General features: G+C 61.7%; 24 protein-coding genes. 3 read left to right on the forward strand and 21 right to left on the reverse strand.

The features are described from left to right. On the reverse strand, positions 1-1,163 hold a 1,163-nt coding region (locus E5W70_RS18080), incomplete at its 3' end, for an NAD(P)H-hydrate epimerase (protein ID WP_292660380.1). Positions 1,164-1,521: 358 nt separating this feature from the next. Between E5W70_RS18080 and E5W70_RS18085 the strand changes: the two genes are divergently transcribed. Further along, complete coding sequence (locus tag E5W70_RS18085) at positions 1,522-1,860, forward strand: P-II family nitrogen regulator (RefSeq protein ID WP_019857988.1); 339 nt, start codon at positions 1,522-1,524, stop codon at positions 1,858-1,860. Between the two features lie 54 nt (positions 1,861-1,914). Further along, on the forward strand, positions 1,915-3,324 hold the full coding sequence (gene glnA, locus E5W70_RS18090; RefSeq protein ID WP_292660384.1) for a type I glutamate--ammonia ligase: 1,410 nt from the start codon (positions 1,915-1,917) through the stop codon (positions 3,322-3,324). Positions 3,325-3,442: 118 nt separating this feature from the next. Here the strand turns inward: glnA and E5W70_RS18095 are convergent, their stop codons facing one another. Beyond that, positions 3,443-4,483, reverse strand: a complete 1,041-nt coding sequence (locus tag E5W70_RS18095) for a glutamine synthetase beta-grasp domain-containing protein (RefSeq protein ID WP_254817165.1) — start codon at positions 4,481-4,483, stop codon at positions 3,443-3,445. Positions 4,484-4,803: 320 nt separating this feature from the next. Between E5W70_RS18095 and E5W70_RS18100 the strand changes: the two genes are divergently transcribed. After that, positions 4,804-4,998 (forward strand): DUF2735 domain-containing protein, encoded by a 195-nt coding sequence (locus E5W70_RS18100; RefSeq protein ID WP_292660390.1) that lies wholly within the window; start codon positions 4,804-4,806, stop codon positions 4,996-4,998. 88 nt (positions 4,999-5,086) lie between these two features. Here the strand turns inward: E5W70_RS18100 and E5W70_RS18105 are convergent, their stop codons facing one another. The 19 genes from E5W70_RS18105 to rpsE all read right to left on the reverse strand — a co-directional run bounded on the left by E5W70_RS18105 (position 5,087) and on the right by rpsE (position 21,351). Next, positions 5,087-6,973, reverse strand: a complete 1,887-nt coding sequence (locus E5W70_RS18105; RefSeq protein ID WP_292660392.1) for an MFS transporter — start codon at positions 6,971-6,973, stop codon at positions 5,087-5,089. Positions 6,974-7,167: 194 nt separating this feature from the next. Then, positions 7,168-7,959: an ATP12 family chaperone protein gene (locus E5W70_RS18110; protein WP_292660395.1), complete on the reverse strand. Its 792-nt coding sequence runs from the start codon at positions 7,957-7,959 to the stop codon at positions 7,168-7,170. Positions 7,960-7,961: 2 nt separating this feature from the next. Then, positions 7,962-8,882 (reverse strand): DMT family transporter, encoded by a 921-nt coding sequence (locus E5W70_RS18115; RefSeq protein WP_292660398.1) that lies wholly within the window; start codon positions 8,880-8,882, stop codon positions 7,962-7,964. Between the two features lie 5 nt (positions 8,883-8,887). Next, complete coding sequence (locus E5W70_RS18120) at positions 8,888-9,868, reverse strand: RluA family pseudouridine synthase (RefSeq protein WP_292660402.1); 981 nt, start codon at positions 9,866-9,868, stop codon at positions 8,888-8,890. A 62-nt stretch (positions 9,869-9,930) separates the two neighbouring features. After that, entirely contained in the window at positions 9,931-10,269 is a 339-nt protein-coding gene (locus E5W70_RS18125) for a DUF190 domain-containing protein (RefSeq protein WP_292660404.1), read from the reverse strand. After that, complete coding sequence (gene crcB, locus E5W70_RS18130; RefSeq protein ID WP_292660445.1) at positions 10,266-10,721, reverse strand: fluoride efflux transporter CrcB; 456 nt, start codon at positions 10,719-10,721, stop codon at positions 10,266-10,268. Before crcB (E5W70_RS18130) ends, E5W70_RS18125 begins: the two co-directional genes overlap by 4 nt. A gap of 29 nt (positions 10,722-10,750) precedes the next feature. Next, entirely contained in the window at positions 10,751-11,137 is a 387-nt protein-coding gene (gene crcB, locus E5W70_RS18135; RefSeq protein WP_292660407.1) for a fluoride efflux transporter CrcB, read from the reverse strand. Positions 11,138-11,168: 31 nt separating this feature from the next. Further along, positions 11,169-11,999, reverse strand: coding sequence for an aspartyl/asparaginyl beta-hydroxylase domain-containing protein (locus E5W70_RS18140; RefSeq protein ID WP_292660410.1), 831 nt, complete (start codon positions 11,997-11,999; stop codon positions 11,169-11,171). A 136-nt stretch (positions 12,000-12,135) separates the two neighbouring features. Next, positions 12,136-13,446, reverse strand: a complete 1,311-nt coding sequence (locus E5W70_RS18145; RefSeq protein ID WP_292660414.1) for a replication-associated recombination protein A — start codon at positions 13,444-13,446, stop codon at positions 12,136-12,138. 43 nt (positions 13,447-13,489) lie between these two features. Continuing rightward, the gene (locus E5W70_RS18150) at positions 13,490-14,977 is read right to left on the reverse strand and encodes a DegQ family serine endoprotease (protein WP_292660417.1); all 1,488 of its coding nucleotides are present in this window, start codon (positions 14,975-14,977) and stop codon (positions 13,490-13,492) included. A 191-nt stretch (positions 14,978-15,168) separates the two neighbouring features. Next, the gene (rplQ, locus tag E5W70_RS18155; RefSeq protein ID WP_023675127.1) at positions 15,169-15,600 is read right to left on the reverse strand and encodes a 50S ribosomal protein L17; all 432 of its coding nucleotides are present in this window, start codon (positions 15,598-15,600) and stop codon (positions 15,169-15,171) included. 116 nt (positions 15,601-15,716) lie between these two features. After that, positions 15,717-16,727 carry a DNA-directed RNA polymerase subunit alpha gene (locus E5W70_RS18160; protein ID WP_023675128.1) on the reverse strand — a complete coding sequence of 337 codons (1,011 nt, stop codon included), beginning with the start codon at positions 16,725-16,727 and terminating at the stop codon, positions 15,717-15,719. A 104-nt stretch (positions 16,728-16,831) separates the two neighbouring features. Continuing rightward, positions 16,832-17,221 carry a 30S ribosomal protein S11 gene (gene rpsK / locus E5W70_RS18165; protein ID WP_006205444.1) on the reverse strand — a complete coding sequence of 130 codons (390 nt, stop codon included), beginning with the start codon at positions 17,219-17,221 and terminating at the stop codon, positions 16,832-16,834. 140 nt (positions 17,222-17,361) lie between these two features. After that, entirely contained in the window at positions 17,362-17,730 is a 369-nt protein-coding gene (gene rpsM / locus E5W70_RS18170) for a 30S ribosomal protein S13 (RefSeq protein WP_006205445.1), read from the reverse strand. Positions 17,731-17,928: 198 nt separating this feature from the next. Beyond that, a complete protein-coding gene (locus tag E5W70_RS18175) occupies positions 17,929-18,540 on the reverse strand; it encodes an adenylate kinase (RefSeq protein ID WP_292660421.1) in 612 nt (203 codons plus the stop codon). Further along, positions 18,537-19,877, reverse strand: a complete 1,341-nt coding sequence (gene secY / locus E5W70_RS18180) for a preprotein translocase subunit SecY (protein ID WP_292660424.1) — start codon at positions 19,875-19,877, stop codon at positions 18,537-18,539. Before secY ends, E5W70_RS18175 begins: the two co-directional genes overlap by 4 nt. A gap of 192 nt (positions 19,878-20,069) precedes the next feature. After that, the gene (gene rplO / locus E5W70_RS18185; RefSeq protein WP_292660428.1) at positions 20,070-20,543 is read right to left on the reverse strand and encodes a 50S ribosomal protein L15; all 474 of its coding nucleotides are present in this window, start codon (positions 20,541-20,543) and stop codon (positions 20,070-20,072) included. A gap of 22 nt (positions 20,544-20,565) precedes the next feature. Further along, the gene (gene rpmD, locus E5W70_RS18190; protein ID WP_006205449.1) at positions 20,566-20,763 is read right to left on the reverse strand and encodes a 50S ribosomal protein L30; all 198 of its coding nucleotides are present in this window, start codon (positions 20,761-20,763) and stop codon (positions 20,566-20,568) included. Between the two features lie 24 nt (positions 20,764-20,787). Beyond that, positions 20,788-21,351 carry a 30S ribosomal protein S5 gene (gene rpsE / locus E5W70_RS18195; protein WP_006333394.1) on the reverse strand — a complete coding sequence of 188 codons (564 nt, stop codon included), beginning with the start codon at positions 21,349-21,351 and terminating at the stop codon, positions 20,788-20,790. Positions 21,352-21,407 lie beyond the last annotated feature (56 nt).

Here is a 21,407-nt window from a genome sequence, read left to right on the forward strand (position 1 = left end):
GGAAAGAGCCTGGCAAACTCGCCGTCGTGCGGCGTCATCACCAGAGCCGGCGTATTCGGTCGACGGGCAGCTTCGAACAAGGCCTCCGGTGCATCACGAAACGATGTGACGCCGTCGGCGTCGACCACCAGCCCGTCGATCCCGCTGCCCTGCCCATTGGCGCTGCCGAGCACGGCCAGGATAAAGTCGCGCGTCTTTTCACCAATGCCAAATCCGGGGCCGAGCACGAAGGCGGATGGGCGGCGGCTATCGACGAATTCGCCCACATCCGCGACGGTGTCTAGCCTGCGCAGCATGATCGAGGTCAGATGCGCCGCGTTCACATGCATGGCGTTCGCCGGTGACAACAACGTGACGGCCCCTGCCCCGCTCCTGGCCGCAGCAAGCGCCGACAGCCGCGCAGCACCCGTCGCCGACGGACCGCCGGAAAAGACGCCGACATGGCCGCGTTTATATTTATGGGCGTCGACGGCCGGAACCGGAAAGCGGCCAAGCCAGAGCGCCGGAATGTTCTCGAATGTTCTTGGTTCAAGCTGCGCAACCACACTGTCGCTTATGCCGATATCAGCGAGCACGATTTCGCCGCACAGCTCGCGCCCAGGTAAAAGAAGATGGCCTGGCTTTTTTCGCGCAAAGGTCACCGTGGTTCGGGCGCGGAAGGCCTGGCCGAGGACATTGCCGCTCTCACCGGAGACGCCCGACGGCAGATCGACCGCGACGACCGGCAAGTTCAGTTCTGCCGCAATCTCGATCGCCTTGACGGCGTCGCCGGACAGCGGCTTGGACAGCCCCGCCCCGTAAAGCGCGTCGACCACGATCGAGCCCGTCTCGGCAACGCAAGCCGACAGCGGACGAGACTTAACCGGGCACTCCGAGGCAGCGAGTGCTGCATCGCTGCCGTCTTTAGGCGATCCGGACGTCCATACCGAGACGTCGACGGCGCTGTCCTGAAGGATGCGGGCCACGACATAGCCGTCGCCGCCATTGTTGCCAGGGCCGCAAAGCACGTGGACGCGCGTTGCGTTCGGATAGCGCTTGAGCACCACGGCAGCGACCGCTTCGCCGGCACGCTGCATCAGGCCATAGCCATCAAGCGGACCGGCGGCGATCGCCAGCCGGTCGGCCTCGGCCATTTCGGACGGAGAAAGAAGTTCGTTGCTCATGCGGGCGACATGCACATCATCTGCCGAAGCATTGTCCAGTTTTTGATCCGACGCAAACTACGAAGGTTGTGAAGCACTCCGGCAATACCCGGAGCGACGAGTCGCAGGTCCGCAGCTGCCCATGAAATATCCGATCTGCCCATTTTTTGTGCGGACTGCAGGGCCCGCCATGTATAGGCTCGCGGCGTTCATGGCGCATCCGACGCAGCGAATGACGCGAATGTACATTCCCGCGTAGCATGGTATCCAAATCATGTGAGCCCGCTCGGCGCCCCATCAATTGGCACAGTTTGTGCTTGATTGAGGCGCAAGCGGGGCTCACAACCCGTCTTTTTTGGCAGTGGAGGCCACTTTTTACATGAAAAAGATCGAAGCGATCATCAAGCCGTTCAAGCTAGACGAAGTGAAGGAAGCGCTTCAGGAGGCCGGCCTGCAAGGCATCACCGTGACTGAAGCCAAGGGCTTTGGCCGCCAGAAGGGCCATACCGAGCTTTATCGCGGCGCCGAATATGTCGTCGACTTCCTGCCGAAGGTGAAAATCGAGGTCGTGCTCGGCGACGATGCGGTCGAAGCCGCGATCGAAGCCATCCGCAAGGCGGCCCAGACCGGCCGCATCGGCGACGGCAAGATCTTCGTCTCGAACATCGAGGAAGTGGTGCGCATCCGCACCGGCGAAACCGGCATGGACGCCGTCTGAGTTTTCCCGTTAAAAGGCCACGTTCAAAACGTCATCACATAGGGAAGCAGGGACATGACGACAGCCAAAGACATCATGAAGCAGATCAAGGACAACGACGTGAAGTTCGTTGATCTGCGCTTCACCGATCCGAAGGGCAAACTGCAGCACGTAACGATGGATGTCATCGAGGTCGAGGAAGACATGTTTGCCGATGGCGTCATGTTCGATGGTTCCTCGATCGCCGGCTGGAAGGCGATCAACGAGTCCGACATGGTGCTGATGCCCGATGCGGATACGGTGCATATGGACCCGTTCTTCGCCCAGTCGACCATGGTCATCCTGTGCGACATTCTCGATCCGATCTCGGGAGAATCCTACAACCGCGACCCGCGCGGCACCGCTAAAAAAGCCGAGGCCTACATGAAGGCCGAAGGCATCGGCGACCAGATCTTCGTCGGTCCTGAGGCTGAGTTCTTCGTGTTCGACGACGTCAAGTACAAGGCCGACCCCTACAACACCGGCTTCAGGCTGGATTCCACCGAATTGCCGTCCAATGACGACACCGACTACGAGACCGGCAATCTCGGTCACCGGCCGCGCATCAAGGGCGGCTATTTCCCGGTGCCGCCGATCGATTCGGCGCAGGACATGCGCTCGGAAATGCTCACCGTGCTCGCCGAAATGGGCGTGCGCGTCGAAAAGCACCACCACGAAGTGGCCGCCGCCCAGCACGAGCTCGGCATCAAGTTCGATACGCTGGTCCGCAACGCCGACAAGATGCTGATCTACAAATATGTCGTGCACCAGGTTGCCAATGCGTACGGCAAGACGGCCACTTTCATGCCGAAGCCGGTGTTCGGCGACAACGGCTCGGGCATGCATGTCCACCAGTCGATCTGGAAGGAAGGCAAGCCGACCTTCGCCGGCAACGAATATGCCGGCCTGTCCGAGAGCTGCCTGTTCTACATCGGCGGCATTATCAAGCATGCGAAGGCGATCAACGCCTTCACCAACCCGCTGACCAACTCCTACAAGCGCCTGGTGCCGGGCTATGAAGCGCCAGTGCTGCTCGCCTATTCGGCACGTAACCGCTCGGCCTCGTGCCGTATTCCGTTCGGCTCGTCGCCGAAGGCCAAGCGCGTCGAGGTCCGCTTCCCCGATCCGGGCGCGAACCCCTATCTTGCCTTCGCCGCCATGCTGATGGCCGGTCTCGACGGCATCAAGAACAAGATCCACCCGGGACAGCCGATGGACAAGGATCTGTACGATCTGCCGCCGAAGGAATTGAAGAAGATCCCGACCGTCTGCGGCTCGCTGCGCGAAGCCCTGCAGAGCCTCGACAAGGACCGCGGCTTCCTGAAAGCCGGCGGCGTCTTCGACGACGACCAGATCGACAGCTATATCGAGCTCAAGATGGCCGAGGTGATGCGCTTCGAAATGACCCCGCATCCGGTCGAATACGATATGTACTATTCGGTCTGATCCGGATCGTTGCAGCCAACAAAAAAACCCCGGCGGAGACGCCGGGGTTTTTTGATGCAATGCGATGGGAAAGAAAGTCACGGCGCGGACACCCGAAGTCCGCGCCGTGAACGCATTCTCAAGCCGCGGCCGAAACTTCGGCGCTGGTAGGGACGGAGGCGATCGTCTTCAATATCTGCGAAGCGATCTGGTAGGGGTCGCCCTGCGAGTTCGGGCGGCGATCCTCGAGATAGCCCTTGTAGCCGTTGTTGATGAAGGAGTGCGGCACGCGGATCGAGGCGCCGCGGTCGGCGATGCCGTAGCTGAACCTGTTCCAGGGCGCGGTCTCGTGCTTGCCGGTCAAACGCTTGTCGTTGTCCGGCCCATAGACGGCGATGTGATCCATCAGGTTTTTGTCGAAGGCTGCCATCAGCGCCTCGAAATAGCCCTTGCCGCCGACTTCGCGCATATAGGCGGTCGAGAAGTTGGCATGCATGCCGGAGCCGTTCCAATCGGTGTCGCCGAGCGGCTTGCAGTGATATTCGATGTCGATGCCGTACTTCTCGGTCAGGCGCTGCAACAAATAGCGCGCCATCCACATCTGGTCGGCGGCCTTCTTGGAGCCCTTGCCGAAGATCTGGAATTCCCACTGGCCTTTGGCCACCTCGGCGTTGATACCTTCATGGTTGATGCCGGCGGCAAGGCAAAGGTCGAGATGCTCCTCGACGATCTGCCTGGCGACGGAGCCGACATTGCTGTAGCCGACGCCGGTGTAGTACGGGCCTTGCGGCGCCGGATAGCCACTCTCGGGGAAGCCGAGGGGACGGCCGTCCTTGTAGAAGAAATATTCCTGCTCGAAGCCGAACCAGGCGCCCTCGTCGTCGAGGATGGTGGCGCGCTTGTTGGACGCATGCGGAGTCACGCCATCGGGCATCATGACCTCGCACATGACGAGCGCGCCATTGGTGCGGGCGGGATCCGGATAAACGGCGACCGGCTTCAAAACGCAGTCGGAGCTGTGGCCCTCGGCCTGCATGGTCGAAGAACCGTCGAAGCCCCACAGCGGAAGCTGGTCGAGCGTTGGAAACTCGGCGTAGTCCTTGACCTGCGTCTTTCCGCGGAGGTTGGGAACCGGGGTGTATCCATCGAGCCAAATGTACTCGAGCTTGTATTTCGTCATTCTAGCCTCTCGTTGCTTGATCACGGAACCCTGGATGGCGCCGGGGCGAGCCGGCCTATCCAGCGGCCGACCTGCCGGATCACTAAAATGCAATTCGTGTGCCATTCTCGCCGGCGACGGATGCGGCAAAAGTGAGGTTGTATCCGCCCAAAAATCGCTGGTCCGCCGTCATGCTGCGTTCGGATCATCCACAAGCACAGTTTGCATAAATAATGTGCAAGTACTGTTCTTTTCGTAATCATGTTGCCTAATTCGATTGCTGAACCTATGTTGGGGAAAGGTTGAATCGGCAAGGTTCTGTCGAAGAAAGGAAACCGACAATGGAAATCACTTCCACTCGTCAGTCGGCCAAAATCCTGATGTTCCCGGTGGCAGCACGCGCTTCTGCCTCAAATTTAAGCGGAAAGGCTAAGTTCGCGGCAGAGCTTGCTTCTTTGCGCAACCGAACGGATTTCGGAAGTGCCTGGTATCATGAGGCAGCGATCGAGGAAGCGAAACAGGATCGGAAGAGCTAAGCCTCTCGATCTCTCGTCGCCTCCGATAAATTGCAAAGCCCGGCGCGATCGCTCGCGCCGGGCTTTGCTTTGATGCGGGACAGGCCGGCTACTGCTTGGCGTGCAGGTCCGTTCCGAGCGTATCCCTGATAAAGATCATGCCGATGATCAGCGACATCGCCGCGATCACCACCGGGTACCAGAGGCCGTAGTAGATGTCGCCTTTGTAGGCACTGAGCGCGAACACCGTCGCCGGCAGCAGGCCGCCGAACCAGCCATTGCCGATGTGATAGGGCAGCGACATGCCAGTGTAACGGATGCGGGTCGGGAACATCTCGACCAGGATTGCGGCGATTGGCCCATACACCATTGTCACGTAGAGGACGAGAATGAACAGGATGCCGATCGTCATCGGCCAATTCACCGCAGCCGGGTCTGCGAACATAGCAAAGGCGCCGGCGCCCGGTATCGTGTAGACGGCGACCTCTGGCGAGCCGGCGGCGTCGTCGGCAGTCAGCAGCTTGTCCTTGATCGCCTGCTCGGTCGGAACCGTCGCCTTGTCGCCGGCGCGGATGGCTGCCGCATCGAGTTTCAGCTCCGGATTGGCCGCGACGAAGGCGTCGAGCTTCTGGTCAGATACTTTGGCCGGTGCACGCTTCAGGGGATAGCCGCCGTCCTGCAGCGCGAGGTTTACTGCCTTCTTGAACGCAGTTTCATTTGAAGTCGCCTTGTCTGCGGCTGCCACAGCATCATAGGAGGTGACGGTTTCGTTGCCGATCTTGACGCTTGCCGCAGTCCCAGGTGCCGCGGTCGCAACAATGTCGTAAGGCACGGAGCTCTTGGCAAGGAAATCCGTGGCAATGTCGCACGAGGTGAGAGGCTTGCGGGTCCCGGTCGGATTGAACTGGAATCTGCAGTCCCCAGGTGCGGCAGTTACTGTCGCGCGCGTATTCTGCTGGGCGGTGGCGAGCGCCGGGTTGGCCGCCCTCGTCAGCGCCTTGAACAAGGGGAAGGTGGTGACGATCGCCAGTGCAAGGCCGGCCATGATGATCGGTTTGCGGCCGATCTTGTCGGAAAGCCAGCCGAACACGACGAAGAAGATGGTGCCGAGCGCCAGCGCGATCGCGATCATGATATTGACCGACTGCGGATCGACCTTGAGCACGTTCTGCAGGAAGAACAGCGCGTAGAACTGACCGTTGTACCAAACTACGGCCTGGCCGGCGGTAAGGCCGAGCAGCGCCAGCAACGCGATCTTGGCGTTTTTCCACTGACCGAAGGCTTCGGTAAGCGGCGCCTTGGAACCTTTGCCCTCGTCCTTCATGCGCTGGAAGGTCGGAGACTCGGCAAGCGACAGGCGAATCCAAACCGAGATGGCGAGCAGGGCCGCGGAAACCAGGAATGGAATGCGCCAGCCCCAAGCCGTGAAATCTTCCTTGCTCAGCGAATTCTGTACAATCAAAATCACGATCAGCGACAGGAACAGGCCGAGCGTTGCGGTGGTCTGGATCCATGAGGTGTAGAAGCCACGACGGTCGTCGGGAGCGTGTTCGGCGACATACGTCGCGGCGCCGCCATATTCGCCGCCAAGCGCCAGGCCTTGCAGCATGCGAAGTGCGACCAGGATGACCGGCGCCGCTATACCCCAACTGGCTGCGCCTGGAAGTATGCCGACCAGGAAGGTCGACAGGCCCATGATCATGATGGTGACGAGGAAGGTGTATTTGCGGCCGACGAGATCGCCGATGCGGCCGAATACCAGCGCGCCGAAGGGGCGTACGAGGAAACCTGCGGCAAAAGCCAAAAGCGTAAAGATGTTGCGCGTCGTTTCCGGGTACTGGGTAAAGAAGGCTGCGCCGATCGCGGCTGTCAGCGTGCCATAGAGATAAAAATCGTACCATTCGAAAATGGTGCCGAGCGAGGAGGCGAAGATGACCTTCTTCTCCTCCCGCGTCATGCCGCGGCTTGTTTTGCCGGCGGTCGATGCCATTGCCATGAGTGTATCCTCCCGTGTGATTCGTGTTCCGTCAGTCCTCGATGCTGCGCGTCATCGTCCGCGTTTCCTCGCAACGCAGACTCAGTACAGCCATCGGTGCAAAAAAATGACAGAAAGCAATGCCCAGAGGCAGACCGCCTTTGGGATTATGACTTTGGTCTAATGTGCAGTGCGAAATAGAAACGACGGTGCAGTCAGCTTTTGAGAGCTTCGAGCAGCTTGACCGCCGCCATCATGTCGCGCTTGCGGGTCGCGCGGCGCGCGACGGCCTCGGCATCATGGCCCCATTGCTCGGCCTGCCAGTCCTCGTCGACGTGACCGGCAGCCCAGGCCGCCTCGCCGTCGAGCTCGCCGAAGTCGACGGCCAGCGCCAGCAGCGCCGATCCGGTCAGCGACGTCATGACGTGGATGGCGGCAAGGCGCAGCGGATCGGCACGTTGGGCAAGATGCTGGCCAAGCAGCGCGATACTCTCGCGTGGCTGCTCGACATGGATCACGCCTTCGGCGAGATGGAACCGGGCGCCGAGCGCGCTGCGCACCCAGTCGATGACCGGATCCCAATGCTCGTTCTGCTGGTCGACCAGCCCTTGGGGCGCATCGGCGCGGTAGCAGAGCAGATCGGATGAGGCGAAGCGCAGGATGTCCTCCAGCACCGCCTGGGGATCACTGGCGACGCCATCGATTGCCGTATTGACCAGACGCATCACCGGCATCGTCACCGGGTCGATGGTCTCCTCCTGTGCGGCGAATTCTTCCGCAACAAGAGCAGCCGCCTTTTCGGTCGGCAGCGCCAGCAGCGCCTTGGCCGGCGTGCGGACGGGCTTGCCATCGAGATGGACGGCAAAACCGTCTTCGACCGGTGCTACCGCGACGGTCTTGTAGAAGCGCTTCGGCAGCGGCGTCTTCATCTGGATCTGGGCGCGACGTACCGGATCCGGATCAGAGAGCTGTTTTCCCGCTTCGAGGTCGTTCAATATATCGCGCATGCTCATCCGGGACTTTGTTTTCGGGCCGGCCGGTTGACGATGATGAGTCCGGCGGCGATCAGGGCGAGTGCCAGGAAGATACGAACGGTCAGCGGCTCGTTCAAGAACACGGCGCCGCACAGCACACCAAACACCGGCGACAGGAAGGTGAAGCTCGACAAGCCGGATGCAGGGTAGCGCCGCAGCAGCCAGAACCACAGCACATAGGTGAACGCGACGACGTAGACGGCCTGGAACAGCAGAGCCAAGGTCGGCAGAACGGCAAAGCTACGGACCGGCGGCCCGGCAAAAGGCATCACCAAAATGCCGACGACGGCGGCCCCAGCCAGCTGATAGAGCAGCAGCTTTTCGGCGCTGGCCGTCACCAGCTTCGACCGCTTGATGACGATATTGGTCACGGCCCACAGAATGCCGGCGCCGAGACTGAGCAAATCGCCGCTCAATGTTGCGCCGCCATTGGCGCTCAGTTTGTCGGAAAACACCGCGACCAGCCCGGCGAAAGCGAGCAGCAGGCCAATAAGCTTGCGTGCCGTGATGCTTTCGCCCAGCAGGAAATGGCCGCCGACCAGCATCCAGAACGGCATGGTGTTGACCAGCAAGGTGTTGCGCACGACGGTGGTGTGCTCGAGCCCGACATAGAGAAACAGGAACTCGAGACCGAAAAGCGCGCCCGCCACAATGCCGGCGACGAGGGTCTTGTCGGGCGTGAACAGCGCAATGCCGCGCCAGCGGCACCAGCCGAAAACACACGTGCCGCCGATCACCGAGCGGGCGATGGACAGGAAAACAGGGTCGTAGCCGGCATAGGAGATCTTGGCGGCGACGTAGTTGAGCCCCCAGGAAAACGTCAGCCCGACCATGATGGCGGCTGCCGCCAGATCGACCGCGTCACGGCGGTCGAGCGTTTCTGTGGCGATGCCCACCAGCGCTAGTCCTCCGCGCTTTGCTCGTCGAAACCGAGCAAGTTCCAGCTCTGACGCATGTGCGGCGGCATCGGTGCGGTGACGTCGACAAAACCCTTGTCGGGATGCGGGATGACGATGCGGCGCGCGTGCAGATGCAGCCGGTTCTGCAGGCCGCCGGGAAAATCCCAATTGGTGTCGGCCTCGAAATATTTGGGGTCGCCGATGATCGGGCAACCGATATGGGCGGCATGGACGCGAAGCTGGTGGGTGCGCCCGGTATAGGGTTCCATCTCCAGCCAGGACAGGGTCTGCGCCGCCTGCTCGATGATGCGGTAATAGGAGACGGCGTGATCGGCGCCCTTTTCGCCATGCTTGGCGATGCGCACACGGTCGCCGTCGGGCGTCGGTTCCTTGATCAGCCAGGTCGAGATCTTGTCCTCGCGCTTCGGCGGCACACCCTTGACCAGCGCCCAGTAGGTTTTCTTCGTCTCACGCGCCCGGAACGCTTCGGCGAGTTTCATGGCGGCGAGCCTTGTACGGGCGACAACCAGCACACCCGACGTGTCACGGTCGAGCCGGTGCACGAGGCGCGGCTTCTCGCCCTTCTGGTTGCGCCAGGCTTCCAGCATGTCGTCGACATTGCGGGTGACTCCCGAGCCGCCCTGGACCGCCAGGCCGGCCGGCTTGTTGAAGACGAAGACCTTCGGGTCCTCATGGATCAGCATCTTGGCCAGGACATCGGCGTCGCCCTGGTTGCGGATCGAATGGCCGGTGAGCGGGCTTTCGCCTTTCTTGTCGACTTCGAGCGGCGGCACTCGGACCGTCTGGCCGGCTTCGACGCGTGTATCGGCCTTCACCCTGCCGCCGTCGACGCGGATCTGGCCGGAACGCAGCAGCTTCTGCAGATGACCGAAACCGAGACCGGGGAAATGGGTCTTGAACCAGCGGTCGAGCCGCATGCCCGCCTCGCCGGTATCCACAGTGATCTGTTCAACGCCTGCCATGATTCCAATCGCCGTTTTGCGAACATGCAACGGCATTCGCCGGCACCCGCAATCTCACTCGGTTATTCGTTGTCGGTTCCATATTGCAGAACCTGAACTTTCTCCAGCGTAATCAAACCACTTGTCATGACTGTTTCAAGCACGGGCAGGAAGGCGGCCAATTTTTCCTCGTCATCGACGATCTCGATGACGAGGGGCAGATCCTCCGACAGCCTGAGGATCTTCGTGGTGTGAAGCCGGCTGGAATGGCCGAACCCCATCGCGCCGCGCAGGACGGTCGCGCCGGCGATCTGCATTTCGCGAGCCCTCAGCACGATGACCTCATACAGCGGACGGCCATCTGCCTTGTCGTTTTCGCCGATAAATATGCGAAGCAATTGTGCCTGTGTTGGTATCTTCATTGCCTGGACCCTTTCAGCCGGTTGAGGCGCACTGCAAAGATGTGGCCAAGCCAGACGGCGACGAGCCACGCCACCACGGAGATCGCGATATTGAGTCCCGCCGCCACAAGCTTCCCACCTTGCGCGAGGGTGAGTGTTTCAAGGCTGAAAGCGGAGAAGGTCGTCAGGCCGCCGCAGAAGCCGGCCATGAAGAACTGGCGCTGCAGCGGACCGGCGAAGACGCGACCATCCGGTCCCGTCAATGTCGCGTAGAAGCCGATGAGGAATGAGCCGACGATGTTGACGAGGAGCGTGCCGAACGGAAATCCAGTGCCCCACAAGGCGGTGCTCGCCAATGAGGCAAGCGCCCGCAGCACGCCGCCGATCATGCTGCCTGCGGCCACGATCGCATAGAGCCGAACCGTTTGGCGCCTTCTGCGCCAGCCAATGAGGTGCGCCGCACGCCTCGCCATCCCGTCGTAGCGAAGCTTCCGCGGGCCGCTCACGGCGCCCCGCTGCCAATCAGAAGACTTCCCGCTGCAAAGCCCAGCGTCACGCCGCCGAGGCTCAGGAAAACCGAAAGCAGCACATTTCCGCCGGCGCGCAGCCATTCGCCGTCGCGCGCCAGCGCCAGCGTCTGCAGGCTGAAGGAAGAGACCGTGGTGTAGCAGCCGAGGCCGCCGGTGACGGTAAAGGCCCAGATGGCAGGCATGCCGTCGCGCGCCACCGCATCCGCAACGACACCGATTGCAAACGCTCCCGAGACGTTGACGGCCATCGTGCCCCAGGGAAAGGTCTCGCCGATCCGGCGGGCGACGAAGCCGGACAGGAAGAAGCGGGCCATTGCGCCGATCGCGCCACCTAGGCAGACAAGCAACAGGTGATGCATCGTGCTCCCTCGCGCCGTTCACGCTACGGTGTCAGGCAGCTCCGACCTTCTTCGGCTTGCTGGAACCGATCATCTTCCAGTTCTTGTAGAACATGGCATTGATGCGCTCGACGCTGACCGAAACGATGGCGAGAAGAGCGGCGATCAGGCCGGGGAATGGCGATGGCCGGATGATGTCCATGAACACGCAGTAGCGGCGCCCATCATATTCGTTGACCGAGCGGTGCAGCAGCGTGTCGTCGAAAATATAGAGCGGATTGTCGTGCCAGTAGTTCCTGGCGTTGTTGCACTCGACGAAAACCTCGGCCTTCACCGGGAGAAGATTGTAGAGAATGCGCAGGCTGAGCCGCAGCGGTCCGAAATGCCAGGAGGTCGACTCCTTGCCCCTGAACACCGACACGGCGATGGTCTTGATATATTTGAAATCCTTGTTGAATTCGGCGACGTTGTCGATCTTGTGCTTGCCGTACCACTGGTAGACATACATGCCGCGCCGGCCGCTGCCGAAATTGGCGTCGATATCGGCGATGATCTCGTCCTTGCGCGCTTTGAAGACATCCAGAACCTCGTTGACCTCGCCCTGATAGTCCGGAGGAAACTGGTCCAATTTCCAGACACCGCGGTTTCTATAGCACAGCAGATCCACCAGCAGATTGAAGGGCGAAAGCAGCCAGGTGAAGATGCCGTTGCCGAGGAAATAACCACTGAACAGGGCCCAGTTCTTGTTTTCATTGCGCAACACGTCGATCAGGCCGAGGACAATGAAAATTGTCGTCAGGATGGGAATGAAATAGAAGCCGAGCGCCAGCAGCGGGATCGCTATGGCGAACTTCCGAAGGGTCTTGCGAGATTTTTTTGTCATTTTTCCACGCGCCAGGCGCGATTCCGTTCTGAATATCGTCGGTACGTTTCTGGCCTGTCCGCCGGCCGTAGGCGCATCTTGATAGGGTTTTTTATCCCGCCAGACAACGGCGATCACACCAGTGTGCGACTGGCAGCTATTTTTCCCGCTCGCTGCGCAGCTTCGCCCAATAATCCAGCCGCTTCCTGATATCGCGCTCGAAGCCGCGCTCGGGCGGGTCGTAGAATGTCTGCCTTCCCATCTTCTCAGGAAAATAGTCCTGGCCGGAAAAAGCGTCGGGCTCGTCGTGGTCGTAGCGATAGCCGGCGCCGTAATCTTCCTGTTTCATCAGCTTGGTCGGCGCATTGAGAATATGCTTGGGCGGCAGCAGCGAACCGAATTCCTTGGCCGCCTGGTTGGCGGCCTTGAATGCGGTATAGACTGCATTGGATTTCGGCGCGGTGGCGAGATAGACGGTCGCCTCGGCGAAGGCCAGTTCGCCCTCGGGCGAGCCCAGATAGTCATAGGCGTCCTTGGCGGCGTTGGCGACGACGAGTGCCTGCGGGTCGGCCAGCCCGATATCCTCCATCGCCATGCGCACCAACCGGCGCCCGAGATAAAGCGGATCTTCGCCGGCGTCGAACATGCGGGCGAGATAGTAGAGTGCCGCGTCGGGGTCGGAGCCGCGCACCGATTTGTGCAAAGCGGAGATCAAATTGTAGTGGCCATCCTGTCCCTTGTCGTAGATCGGCGCGCGGCGCTGGACGATGCGCTGCAGGGCTTCGGCGCCGAACACCTCCTTTGATTTCGCTGCGCGCCAGACCTCTTCAGCGAGCGTCAGCGCCGCGCGGCCGTCGCCGTCGCTCATGCGGATGAGCATCGCCCGCGCGTCTTCATCGAGCGGCAGCGCCCTGCCCTCTGCCTCCTCGGCCCGCGCCAGCAGCTTGGCGATGCTGTCCTCGCCGAGCGAGTGAAAGACCAGCACACGCGCGCGCGACAAAAGCGCGGCGTTAAGCTCGAAGGACGGGTTCTCGGTAGTGGCGCCAACCAGCACCACGGTGCCGTCTTCCATCACGGGCAGAAAACTGTCCTGCTGGGCACGGTTGAAGCGATGGATCTCGTCGACGAACAGCAGCGTCTGCCGGCCGTTCGAGCGGCGCAGCTTCGCTGCCTCGAACACTTTCTTCAGGTCGGCGACGCCGGAAAAGACCGCCGAGATCTGTTCAAAGGCGAGGCTTGTCTCGCCGGCAAGCAGCCGTGCGACCGTTGTCTTGCCGGTGCCGGGCGGGCCCCAGAAAATCATCGAGCCGAGCGACCCGGAGCCGATCAGCCGCGTCAGCGCGCCGTCGGGTCCGGTCAGATGCTCCTGACCGACGACCTCGCCGAGATTCTTCGGGCGCAGACGGTCCGCCAGCGGCCTACCGGGCGGCGTCTTTTCCGGTTCATCGACACTGAACAGATCGGCCATGCAACTTCTTCTGCCTGGAGCTCGATCATGCTGACGGTCGGGCTCAGTAACGCAACACCTGGCGCAGTATCTGCCCGCCGCGCTCGACGGTAAAGCGCCACCAGCGCGTATCCTGCTGGGCTACCTGTTCCAAGGTCGCCGCCTTGTCGATCGTCAGGCCATTGACCTCACGCACGATGTCCCCTGGCTGGAAGCCAAAATCGGCAGCGGGCGAATCGCGGTTGATGTCGACCACGGCGACGCCTTTGACATCGGTGCGCAGACCGAGCCGTTGGGCAAGCCGTGGCGACAGTTCAGCGACTTTGGCACCCGAAAACGGGCTACGCCCGCGCAATGTGAGTTCCGCAGCCTTGGCGCCTTCGGGCGGTCGTTCCAGGGCGATGTCCATCGTCGCCTGCTGACCCTTGCTCAGAACGCCGAAGCTGGCATTCGTACCAATCGACAGCGTCGCCATCCGGTAGTCCAGCGCCCCGACGCTCTCGACCGGCTTGCCGTTGAGCGACAGCACTACGTCGCCAGGCTTGAGCCCTGCCTTGGCCGCGGGTCCCGCCTCTTCGACCGAAGAAACCAGCGCGCCGGTCGGTTTGTCAATGCCGAGCGATTCGGCAATCTGCGGCGTCACCGCCTCGAACTCGGCACCGGCATATGGCCGCTCGAAGAAGTCGAGCCCGGCCTTGGCCGCATCGGCGAAAGCGCGGACCATGTTCGAAGGGATGGCAAAGCCGATGCCGATCGAGCCGCCGCTACGGCTATAGATCGCCGTGTTGATGCCGATCAGCTGCCCTCCCATGTTGACCAGCGCTCCACCGGAATTGCCGGGATTGATGGCGGCGTCGGTCTGGATGAAGAAGCTGGAATCGGAGACGCCGATATGGCTGCGCGCCACCGCCGAAATGATGCCGCTGGTGGTGGTCTGGCCGACCCCGAACGGATTGCCGATCGCCAGCACCAGGTCGCCGACCTCGAGCGCGTCGGAATCGCCGATAGCGATCACCGGGAACGGCTTGTCAGAAGAAATCTTGAGCACGGCGAGGTCGAGCGTCTCATCCTTGAGCAGCACCTTGCTGTCGAATTCGCGCCCGTCGGCGGTCGCGACCTTGACCTGGTCGGCGTCCTTGACGACATGGAAATTGGTGACCACGACGCCGGTGGGATCGACCAGCACCCCCGAACCGAGCGAAGACTGCGCGCGCGGCTGCGAGCGGCCGAAGAACTCCTCGAAGAACGGATCGCCGTCGAAGGGCGACGTCACCTTGGCGGTCTGCGAGGCGTAGACATTGACCACGGCCGGAGCCGTCTGCTTGACCAGCGGCGCGAAGGACAGCTGTACCTCCTCGCGGCCGAACGGCACGCGCTTGTCGGGGCCGGAGGTGGCGTTTTCGCCTTCGACGCCATGCAGCAGATCGGTCAGTACGTCGGACAGACCAGGATCTGGCTTGGTCTCCTCCGCCAGCGCGTGCCTGGCCGCCGGGACGATGGCCAACGCCATCAAGGCGCAGATCAGAACAAGGGACAGCCGTTTAACGCGCATTCCGAATCCTCCAAGTCGGGCGCCATTGTCCTGACGATTGTGCAAAATGAAAGGCTAAGCCGCTGAAATCCGATTATTTTGGGTAGTCGCCGCAAAAACCGGTGACAAAACCCCTACCAGCCCTGCCCGGCGCCTTCGGAAACAGAAAAAGGGCCCGCAGGCCCCTTTGAACTTCTCAGAACAACCGAAGCTTATGCAGCTGCGGCTTCCTCTTCGGTGCCTTCGGCCTCGATGCGGGCGCGGTCGCCGGCGCCCTTGGCCGAGGTGTCGCGGTCGACGAATTCGATGACCGCCATTGCGGCATTGTCACCGTGGCGGAAGCCCGCCTTCATGATGCGCAGATAGCCGCCGTTGCGAGTGGCATAACGTGGCGCGATTGTGTCGAACAGACGCTTGACGACGCCTTCATTGCCGATCTGGGCAATCACCTGGCGGCGGGCGTGCAGGTCGCCGCGCTTGCCGAGAGTCACCAGCTTCTCGACGATCGGACGCAGATCCTTCGCCTTCGGCAGCGTGGTGAGGATCTGCTCGTGCTCGATGAGCGACACGGCAAGGTTGGCAAACATCGACTTGCGATGGCTTATGCTGCGGGCGAACCGGCGGCCTTTAAATCCGTGGCGCATGGCTCTTCTCCTTCATTGCGGGTTCAAGAGGCCTGAGCCTCAGTTGGTTAGCCGCATGATCTTGTCCGAAAAATCTGCAACTTTTTGCTGCGCTGACCTTCGGTTCGGGATCATGCTCAATATTGATCTTCGTAACGCTTGGCGAGGTCTTCGATGTTTTCCGGCGGCCAGTCCGGCACTTCCATGCCGAGATGCAGGCCCATCGCCGCCAAAACTTCCTTGATCTCGTTCAGCGACTTGCGGCCGAAGTTCGGGGTGCGCAGCATCTCGGCTTCGGTCTTCTGGATCAGGTCGCCGATATAGACGATGTTGTCGTTCTTCAGGCAGTTGGCAGAACGCACGGAAAGCTCGAGCTCGTCGACCTTCTTGAGCAGCGCCGGGTTGAAGGCAAGCTCGGTAACCTGTTCGGCGGCGACTTCCTTCTGCGGCTCGTCGAAATTGACGAACAGGCCAAGCTGGTCCTGCAAGATGCGAGCTGCGAACGCCACCGCGTCCTCGCCCGAGATCGAACCATCGGTCTCGATGGTCATGGTCAGCTTGTCATAGTCGAGAACCTGGCCCTCGCGGGTGTTCTCGACCTTGTAGGAGACCTTCTTGACCGGCGAATACAGGCTGTCGACCGGGATCAGCCCGATCGGCGCGTCTTCGGCGCGGTTGCGGTCGGCCGGCACGTAACCCTTGCCGGTGTCGACGGTGAATTCCATGCGGATTTCAGCGCCTTCGTCCAGCGTGCAGATGACGTGGTCGGGATTGAGGATCTCGACGTCGCCGACCGTCTGGATGTCGCCGGCGAGAACCGCGCCCGGTCCCTGCTTGCGTACGACCATGCGCTTGGGGCCGTCGCCTTCCATGCGGATGGCGATTTCCTTGATGTTCAAGACGATGTCGGTCACGTCCTCGCGCACGCCGGCGATGGACGAGAATTCATGCAGAACGCCGTCGATCTGCACGGCGGTCACAGCCGCCCCACGCAGCGAAGACAGAAGCACGCGGCGCAGCGCGTTGCCGAGGGTAAGGCCGAAGCCGCGCTCGAGCGGCTCGGCGACCAGCGTGGTCAGCGTCTTCTTCTTCGACGAGAACTCGATCTTGTTCGGCTTGATCAGTTCTTGCCAATTTTTCTGGATCATAGTGCTTTCCTTCCGTTGTCCCGCCACCATCCAATCGTGGCGGGCGACCTGGAATGCCGTGGAGGAGCGCCCTTGAGGCGCTCGCGCGGCGTTCGGTAAATTCTTTAGACGCGGCGCTTCTTGCGCGGGCGGCAGCCATTGTGCGGGATCGGCGTCACATCACGGATCGAGGTGATGGTGAAGCCGGCTGCCTGCAGCGCGCGAAGCGCCGATTCACGACCGGAGCCGGGTCCACAGACCTCGACCTCGAGCATGCGCATGCCGTGTTCCTGTGCCTTCTTGGCAACATCCTCGGCGGCCATCTGGGCTGCGAAAGGGGTCGACTTGCGCGATCCCTTGAAGCCCTGGGCTCCGGCCGACGACCAGGCAATGGAATTGCCCTGCGCGTCGGTGATGGTGATCATCGTGTTGTTGAAGGTCGAATTGACGTGGGCAACGCCCGACGAGATGTTCTTGCGTTCGCGACGGCGAACACGAGCGGCTTCCTTGGCCATGACAGTCCTTTCAGTTGATCTCTACACCGCCGTAATGCCAGCGGCTCCACCAGGGAGAAGGCAGTAGGGGGAATATGGCAGTAGGGCAGTATGTCTGCCGTTCCTATTGCCTTACTGCCCTACTCCCTTACTACCCTAAATTACTTCTTCTTTCCGGCAATCGACTTGGCCGGGCCCTTGCGGGTGCGCGCATTGGTGTGCGTGCGCTGACCACGAACCGGCAGCGAGCGGCGGTGACGCAGGCCGCGGTAGCAGCCGAGGTCCATGAGCCGCTTGATGTTCATCGACACTTCGCGGCGCAGATCGCCCTCGACCTGGTAGTCGCGGTCGATGGTCTCGCGAATCTGCAGCACTTCCGCGTCGGTCAGCTGGTTGACGCGGCGCTCGGCCGGGATGCCGACCTTGTCGACGATCTCCTGGGCGAACTTCTTGCCAATGCCGTGAATGTATTGAAGCGCAATGACGACGCGCTTGTTGGTCGGAATGTTGACGCCGGCTATACGAGCCATGTTCTTCTCTTCTCCATATAGGCCGGACGAGCCGGCGCTTCAAGTTGCCCCGCGTCCGGTGGAGGCCGGCCCTTGCGGGAGTTTCCAGTTCAAAGCGGCCTGCCTTGCCCTTGCGGACAAGCAAGCCTCATGCCTGATAGGAAGACGGGCCGCCATACCCCAGCGGACCGCTCCAGTCAAGCGCAATCGTTCGATTCTCTAGCCGGCCGCCTGGCCAACCTGCCGGGTTGTCGCCCTGAGCACCGCCTCGATCTGCTGCGTCACCGCATCAATGTCGGCCATGCCATCGACGCCCCTGAGTTTGCCCTTGGCGTAGTAGTAGCCGATCAGCGGCGAGGTTTTCTTGTAATATTCCCTCAAGCGTTCTTCGAACACCGCTGGACTGTCGTCCTTGCGCACCGGCAGGCCTGCGGCCTTGGCTTCTTCGGCGCGCTTGACGATTCGGCCAACCAGCGCCTTGTCGTCGACGACAAATTCGATGACTGCGTCGAGCTCCAGTCCGCGATCCGACAGCATTTCCTCAACGGCGTCCGCTTGCACCAGGGTTCGCGGGTATCCGTCAAGGATGAAGCCGTTTGCGCAATCAGCTTGATCGATGCGCTCGGCCACGATGGCGTTGACGATAGCGTCGGACACCAGTTCGCCAGCGTCCATCACCGCCTTGGCGCGCTTGCCGACTTCGGTGCCGGCCTGGACAGCAGCACGCAGCATGTCCCCCGTGGAAAGCTGTGGGATGCCGTGTCGTCCTACCAGTCTCAGTGCTTGTGTCCCCTTGCCCGCCCCCGGCGGTCCAAGCAATATCAACCTCATCTGGCCTTTTTCCCCCCGCGCAGCTTCGACTTCTTGATCAGGCCCTCATACTGGTGCGCGATCAGGTGACCCTGAATCTGCGCCACCGTATCGAGCGTTACACTGACCACGATCAGGAGCGAAGTGCCACCAAGGTAGAACGGTACGCCAGTCGCTGAAATCAGGAACTCAGGCAGCAGACACACCAGCACCAGATAGATGGCGCCGACGACGGTGATGCGGGTGAGCACATAGTCGATATAATCCGCAGTGCGCTCGCCCGGACGATAGCCCGGGATGAAGCCCGAATGCTTCTTGAGCTGGTCGGCGGTGTCCTTCGGATTGAAGACGATCGCCGTATAGAAGAAGGCGAAGAACACGATCATCGCCGCGTAGAAGGCCATATAGAGCGGCTGGCCGTGGCCGAGCGACGCTAGGATGGTACTGGCCCAGGCAGGCATGTTGGTCGTCTGCGAGAAGCCGGCAACCGTTGCCGGAAGCAGCAGCAGCGACGAGGCGAAGATCGGCGGAATGACGCCGGAGGTGTTGAGCTTTAGCGGCAGATGCGAGGTATCGCCCTGGAACATGCGATTGCCGACCTGGCGCTTGGGATACTGGATCAGCAGGCGGCGCTGGGCGCGCTCGAAGAAGACGATCAGCGCGATGACGATGATGGCGAGCACGATGATCGCCAGGATCAGGCCGGTCGACAGGGCGCCGGTGCGGCCAAGCTCCAGCGTGCCGGAGATGGCGCGCGGCAGGCCGGCGACAATGCCGGAGAAGATGATCAGCGAAATGCCGTTGCCGATGCCGCGAGCGGTGATCTGCTCGCCGAGCCACATCAGGAACATGGTACCGCCGACCAGCGTGACAACGGTCGAGATGCGGAAGAACATGCCGGGATCGTTGACGATGCCGTTGCCGCCCTCAAGCCCGACCGAAATGCCGTAGGCCTGAACCAGCGCCAGAAGCACGGTGCCGTAGCGCGTGTACTGGTTGATGATCTTGCGGCCCTGCTCGCCTTCCTTCTTCAGCGCTTCCAGCGACGGAATGACCGAGGTCATCAGCTGCATGATGATGGAGGCCGAGATATAGGGCATGATGCCGAGGGCAAAGATCGCCATGCGCTGCACGGCGCCGCCGGCGAACATGTTGAACATGCCGAGCACGCCCTTGCTCTGCGACGAGAAGGCCTGGGCGAAAGCGTCGGGATTGATGCCGGGCAGCGGGATATAGGTGCCAAGACGGTAGACGAGCAGCGCGCCGATGGTGAACCAGATGCGCTTCTTCAGATCCTCGGCTTTGGCGAAGGCCGAAAAATTCAGATTCGAGGCTAGTTGTTCAGCAGCCGAAGCCATGCCTGATTCTCCGCTTGGTCACGCTCGATGCCCGCAGCTCAGGCGGCGCGTGTCACCGAAGCTCACGAGATAAGCTCCGGACTGCAAACATGCAAGCGGCCGCGTTGATGCGGCCGCCACATCTGTCGGATCAAAGCACGACCAAAGGCAAAACAGAATTCCACCTTTGCCGCCCGTTGCTTCAAATTGCCGTTACTCGGCGGCTGCTTTCTCAGGCAGCTTCACCGAACCGCCGGCCTTTTCGATCTTCTCGATCGCGGCCTTGGAGGCTCCGGCCACGTCGAAGGCAAGCTTGGCCTTGATGTCGCCGTCCGAAAGGATGCGCACGCCGTCCTTGACCCGACGGATGACGCCGGCCGCAACCAGCGCCTCGGCTGTCACAACTGTCTTAGCGTCGAGCTTCTTGGCATCGAGCGCGGCCTGGATGCGGGCCAGCGACACGACGGTGAAGCTCTTGGCGAAGATATTGTTGAAGCCGCGCTTCGGCAGACGGCGGTAGAGCGGCATCTGGCCACCCTCGAAGCCGTTGACGGCGACGCCGGAGCGCGCCTTCTGGCCCTTGACGCCGCGACCGGCGGTCTTGCCTGAACCGGAACCGATGCCACGGCCGAGACGCTTCTTGGAATGCGTCGCGCCGTCCTTGTCACGCAGATCGTTGAGTTTCATCTGGGTTCTCCTGCGCTTTGGCTCAGCCCTCGTCCACGACGCGGACGAGATGCTGGACGGCAGCGATCATGCCGCGCACCGAGGGCGTATCCTCAAGCGTGCGCTGCTTGTGCATCTTGTTGAGGCCGAGGCCGACCAGCGTTGCGCGCTGCTCCTTCGGCCGGCGGATCGGCGAACCGATCTGCTCGACGGTGATGGTCTTGGTTGCTTTCTTGGCCATGGTCAGATCCCTGGTCAGCGTCGACTATTCTTCAGCCGCAACGGCGGTGCCGCGGCGGGCCTGAAGGGTCGAATACTTGATGCCGCGCGCGGCAGCCACATCCTTCGGATGCATCTGGCTCTTCAGCGCGTCGAAAGTGGCGCGAACCATGTTGTAGGGGTTCGAAGAACCCATCGACTTAGCGACCACGTCATGCATGCCGAGCGTCTCGAAAACGGCGCGCATCGGGCCGCCGGCGATGATGCCGGTACCTTGCTTGGCGGCGCGCAGCAGAACACGTCCCGCGCCCCAGCGTCCCTCGACGTCATGGTGCAGCGTGCGGCCCGAGCGCAGCGGCACGAAGATCATGTCGCGCTTGGCCGATTCGGTCGCCTTGCGGATCGCCTCCGGCACTTCGCGCGCCTTGCCGTGGCCGAAGCCGACGCGGCCCTTCTGGTCGCCGACGACGACGAGTGCCGCAAAGCCGAAGCGCCGGCCGCCCTTGACGACCTTGGCGACGCGATTGATGTGGACGAGCTTGTCGACCATGCCGTCGTCGCGCTCTTCGCGATCACGGCCGCGGCCGCCATCCCTACGTTCCTGTGCCATATCCTGTTCCTTGTTTTTTTCCGGAAGCACGGTTGATGATATCCGGCGCCTCTGTG

The organism is Mesorhizobium sp., from assembly GCF_005063415.1.
Lineage (GTDB): Bacteria > Pseudomonadota > Alphaproteobacteria > Rhizobiales > Rhizobiaceae > Mesorhizobium.

Excerpts from the sequence above, each read along its gene's own strand:
- E5W70_RS18085 (WP_019857988.1), top strand. The coding sequence starts at position 1,522 with ATGAAAAAGATCGAAGCGATCATCAAGCCGTTCAAGCTAGACGAAGTG.
- glnA (WP_292660384.1), top strand. The coding sequence starts at position 1,915 with ATGACGACAGCCAAAGACATCATGAAGCAGATCAAGGACAACGACGTG.
- E5W70_RS18095 (WP_254817165.1), bottom strand. The coding sequence starts at position 4,483 with ATGACGAAATACAAGCTCGAGTACATTTGGCTCGATGGATACACCCCG.
- E5W70_RS18100 (WP_292660390.1), top strand. The coding sequence starts at position 4,804 with ATGGAAATCACTTCCACTCGTCAGTCGGCCAAAATCCTGATGTTCCCG.
- E5W70_RS18105 (WP_292660392.1), bottom strand. The coding sequence starts at position 6,973 with ATGGCAATGGCATCGACCGCCGGCAAAACAAGCCGCGGCATGACGCGG.
- E5W70_RS18110 (WP_292660395.1), bottom strand. The coding sequence starts at position 7,959 with ATGCGCGATATATTGAACGACCTCGAAGCGGGAAAACAGCTCTCTGAT.
- E5W70_RS18120 (WP_292660402.1), bottom strand. The coding sequence starts at position 9,868 with ATGGCAGGCGTTGAACAGATCACTGTGGATACCGGCGAGGCGGGCATG.
- E5W70_RS18125 (WP_292660404.1), bottom strand. The coding sequence starts at position 10,269 with ATGAAGATACCAACACAGGCACAATTGCTTCGCATATTTATCGGCGAA.
- crcB (WP_292660445.1), bottom strand. The coding sequence starts at position 10,721 with ATGGCGAGGCGTGCGGCGCACCTCATTGGCTGGCGCAGAAGGCGCCAA.
- crcB (WP_292660407.1), bottom strand. The coding sequence starts at position 11,137 with ATGCATCACCTGTTGCTTGTCTGCCTAGGTGGCGCGATCGGCGCAATG.
- E5W70_RS18140 (WP_292660410.1), bottom strand. The coding sequence starts at position 11,999 with ATGACAAAAAAATCTCGCAAGACCCTTCGGAAGTTCGCCATAGCGATC.
- E5W70_RS18145 (WP_292660414.1), bottom strand. The coding sequence starts at position 13,446 with ATGGCCGATCTGTTCAGTGTCGATGAACCGGAAAAGACGCCGCCCGGT.
- E5W70_RS18150 (WP_292660417.1), bottom strand. The coding sequence starts at position 14,977 with ATGCGCGTTAAACGGCTGTCCCTTGTTCTGATCTGCGCCTTGATGGCG.
- rplQ (WP_023675127.1), bottom strand. The coding sequence starts at position 15,600 with ATGCGCCACGGATTTAAAGGCCGCCGGTTCGCCCGCAGCATAAGCCAT.
- E5W70_RS18160 (WP_023675128.1), bottom strand. The coding sequence starts at position 16,727 with ATGATCCAGAAAAATTGGCAAGAACTGATCAAGCCGAACAAGATCGAG.
- rpsK (WP_006205444.1), bottom strand. The coding sequence starts at position 17,221 with ATGGCCAAGGAAGCCGCTCGTGTTCGCCGTCGCGAACGCAAGAACATC.
- rpsM (WP_006205445.1), bottom strand. The coding sequence starts at position 17,730 with ATGGCTCGTATAGCCGGCGTCAACATTCCGACCAACAAGCGCGTCGTC.
- E5W70_RS18175 (WP_292660421.1), bottom strand. The coding sequence starts at position 18,540 with ATGAGGTTGATATTGCTTGGACCGCCGGGGGCGGGCAAGGGGACACAA.
- secY (WP_292660424.1), bottom strand. The coding sequence starts at position 19,877 with ATGGCTTCGGCTGCTGAACAACTAGCCTCGAATCTGAATTTTTCGGCC.
- rplO (WP_292660428.1), bottom strand. The coding sequence starts at position 20,543 with ATGAAACTCAACGATCTGCGTGACAAGGACGGCGCGACGCATTCCAAG.
- rpmD (WP_006205449.1), bottom strand. The coding sequence starts at position 20,763 with ATGGCCAAGAAAGCAACCAAGACCATCACCGTCGAGCAGATCGGTTCG.
- rpsE (WP_006333394.1), bottom strand. The coding sequence starts at position 21,351 with ATGGCACAGGAACGTAGGGATGGCGGCCGCGGCCGTGATCGCGAAGAG.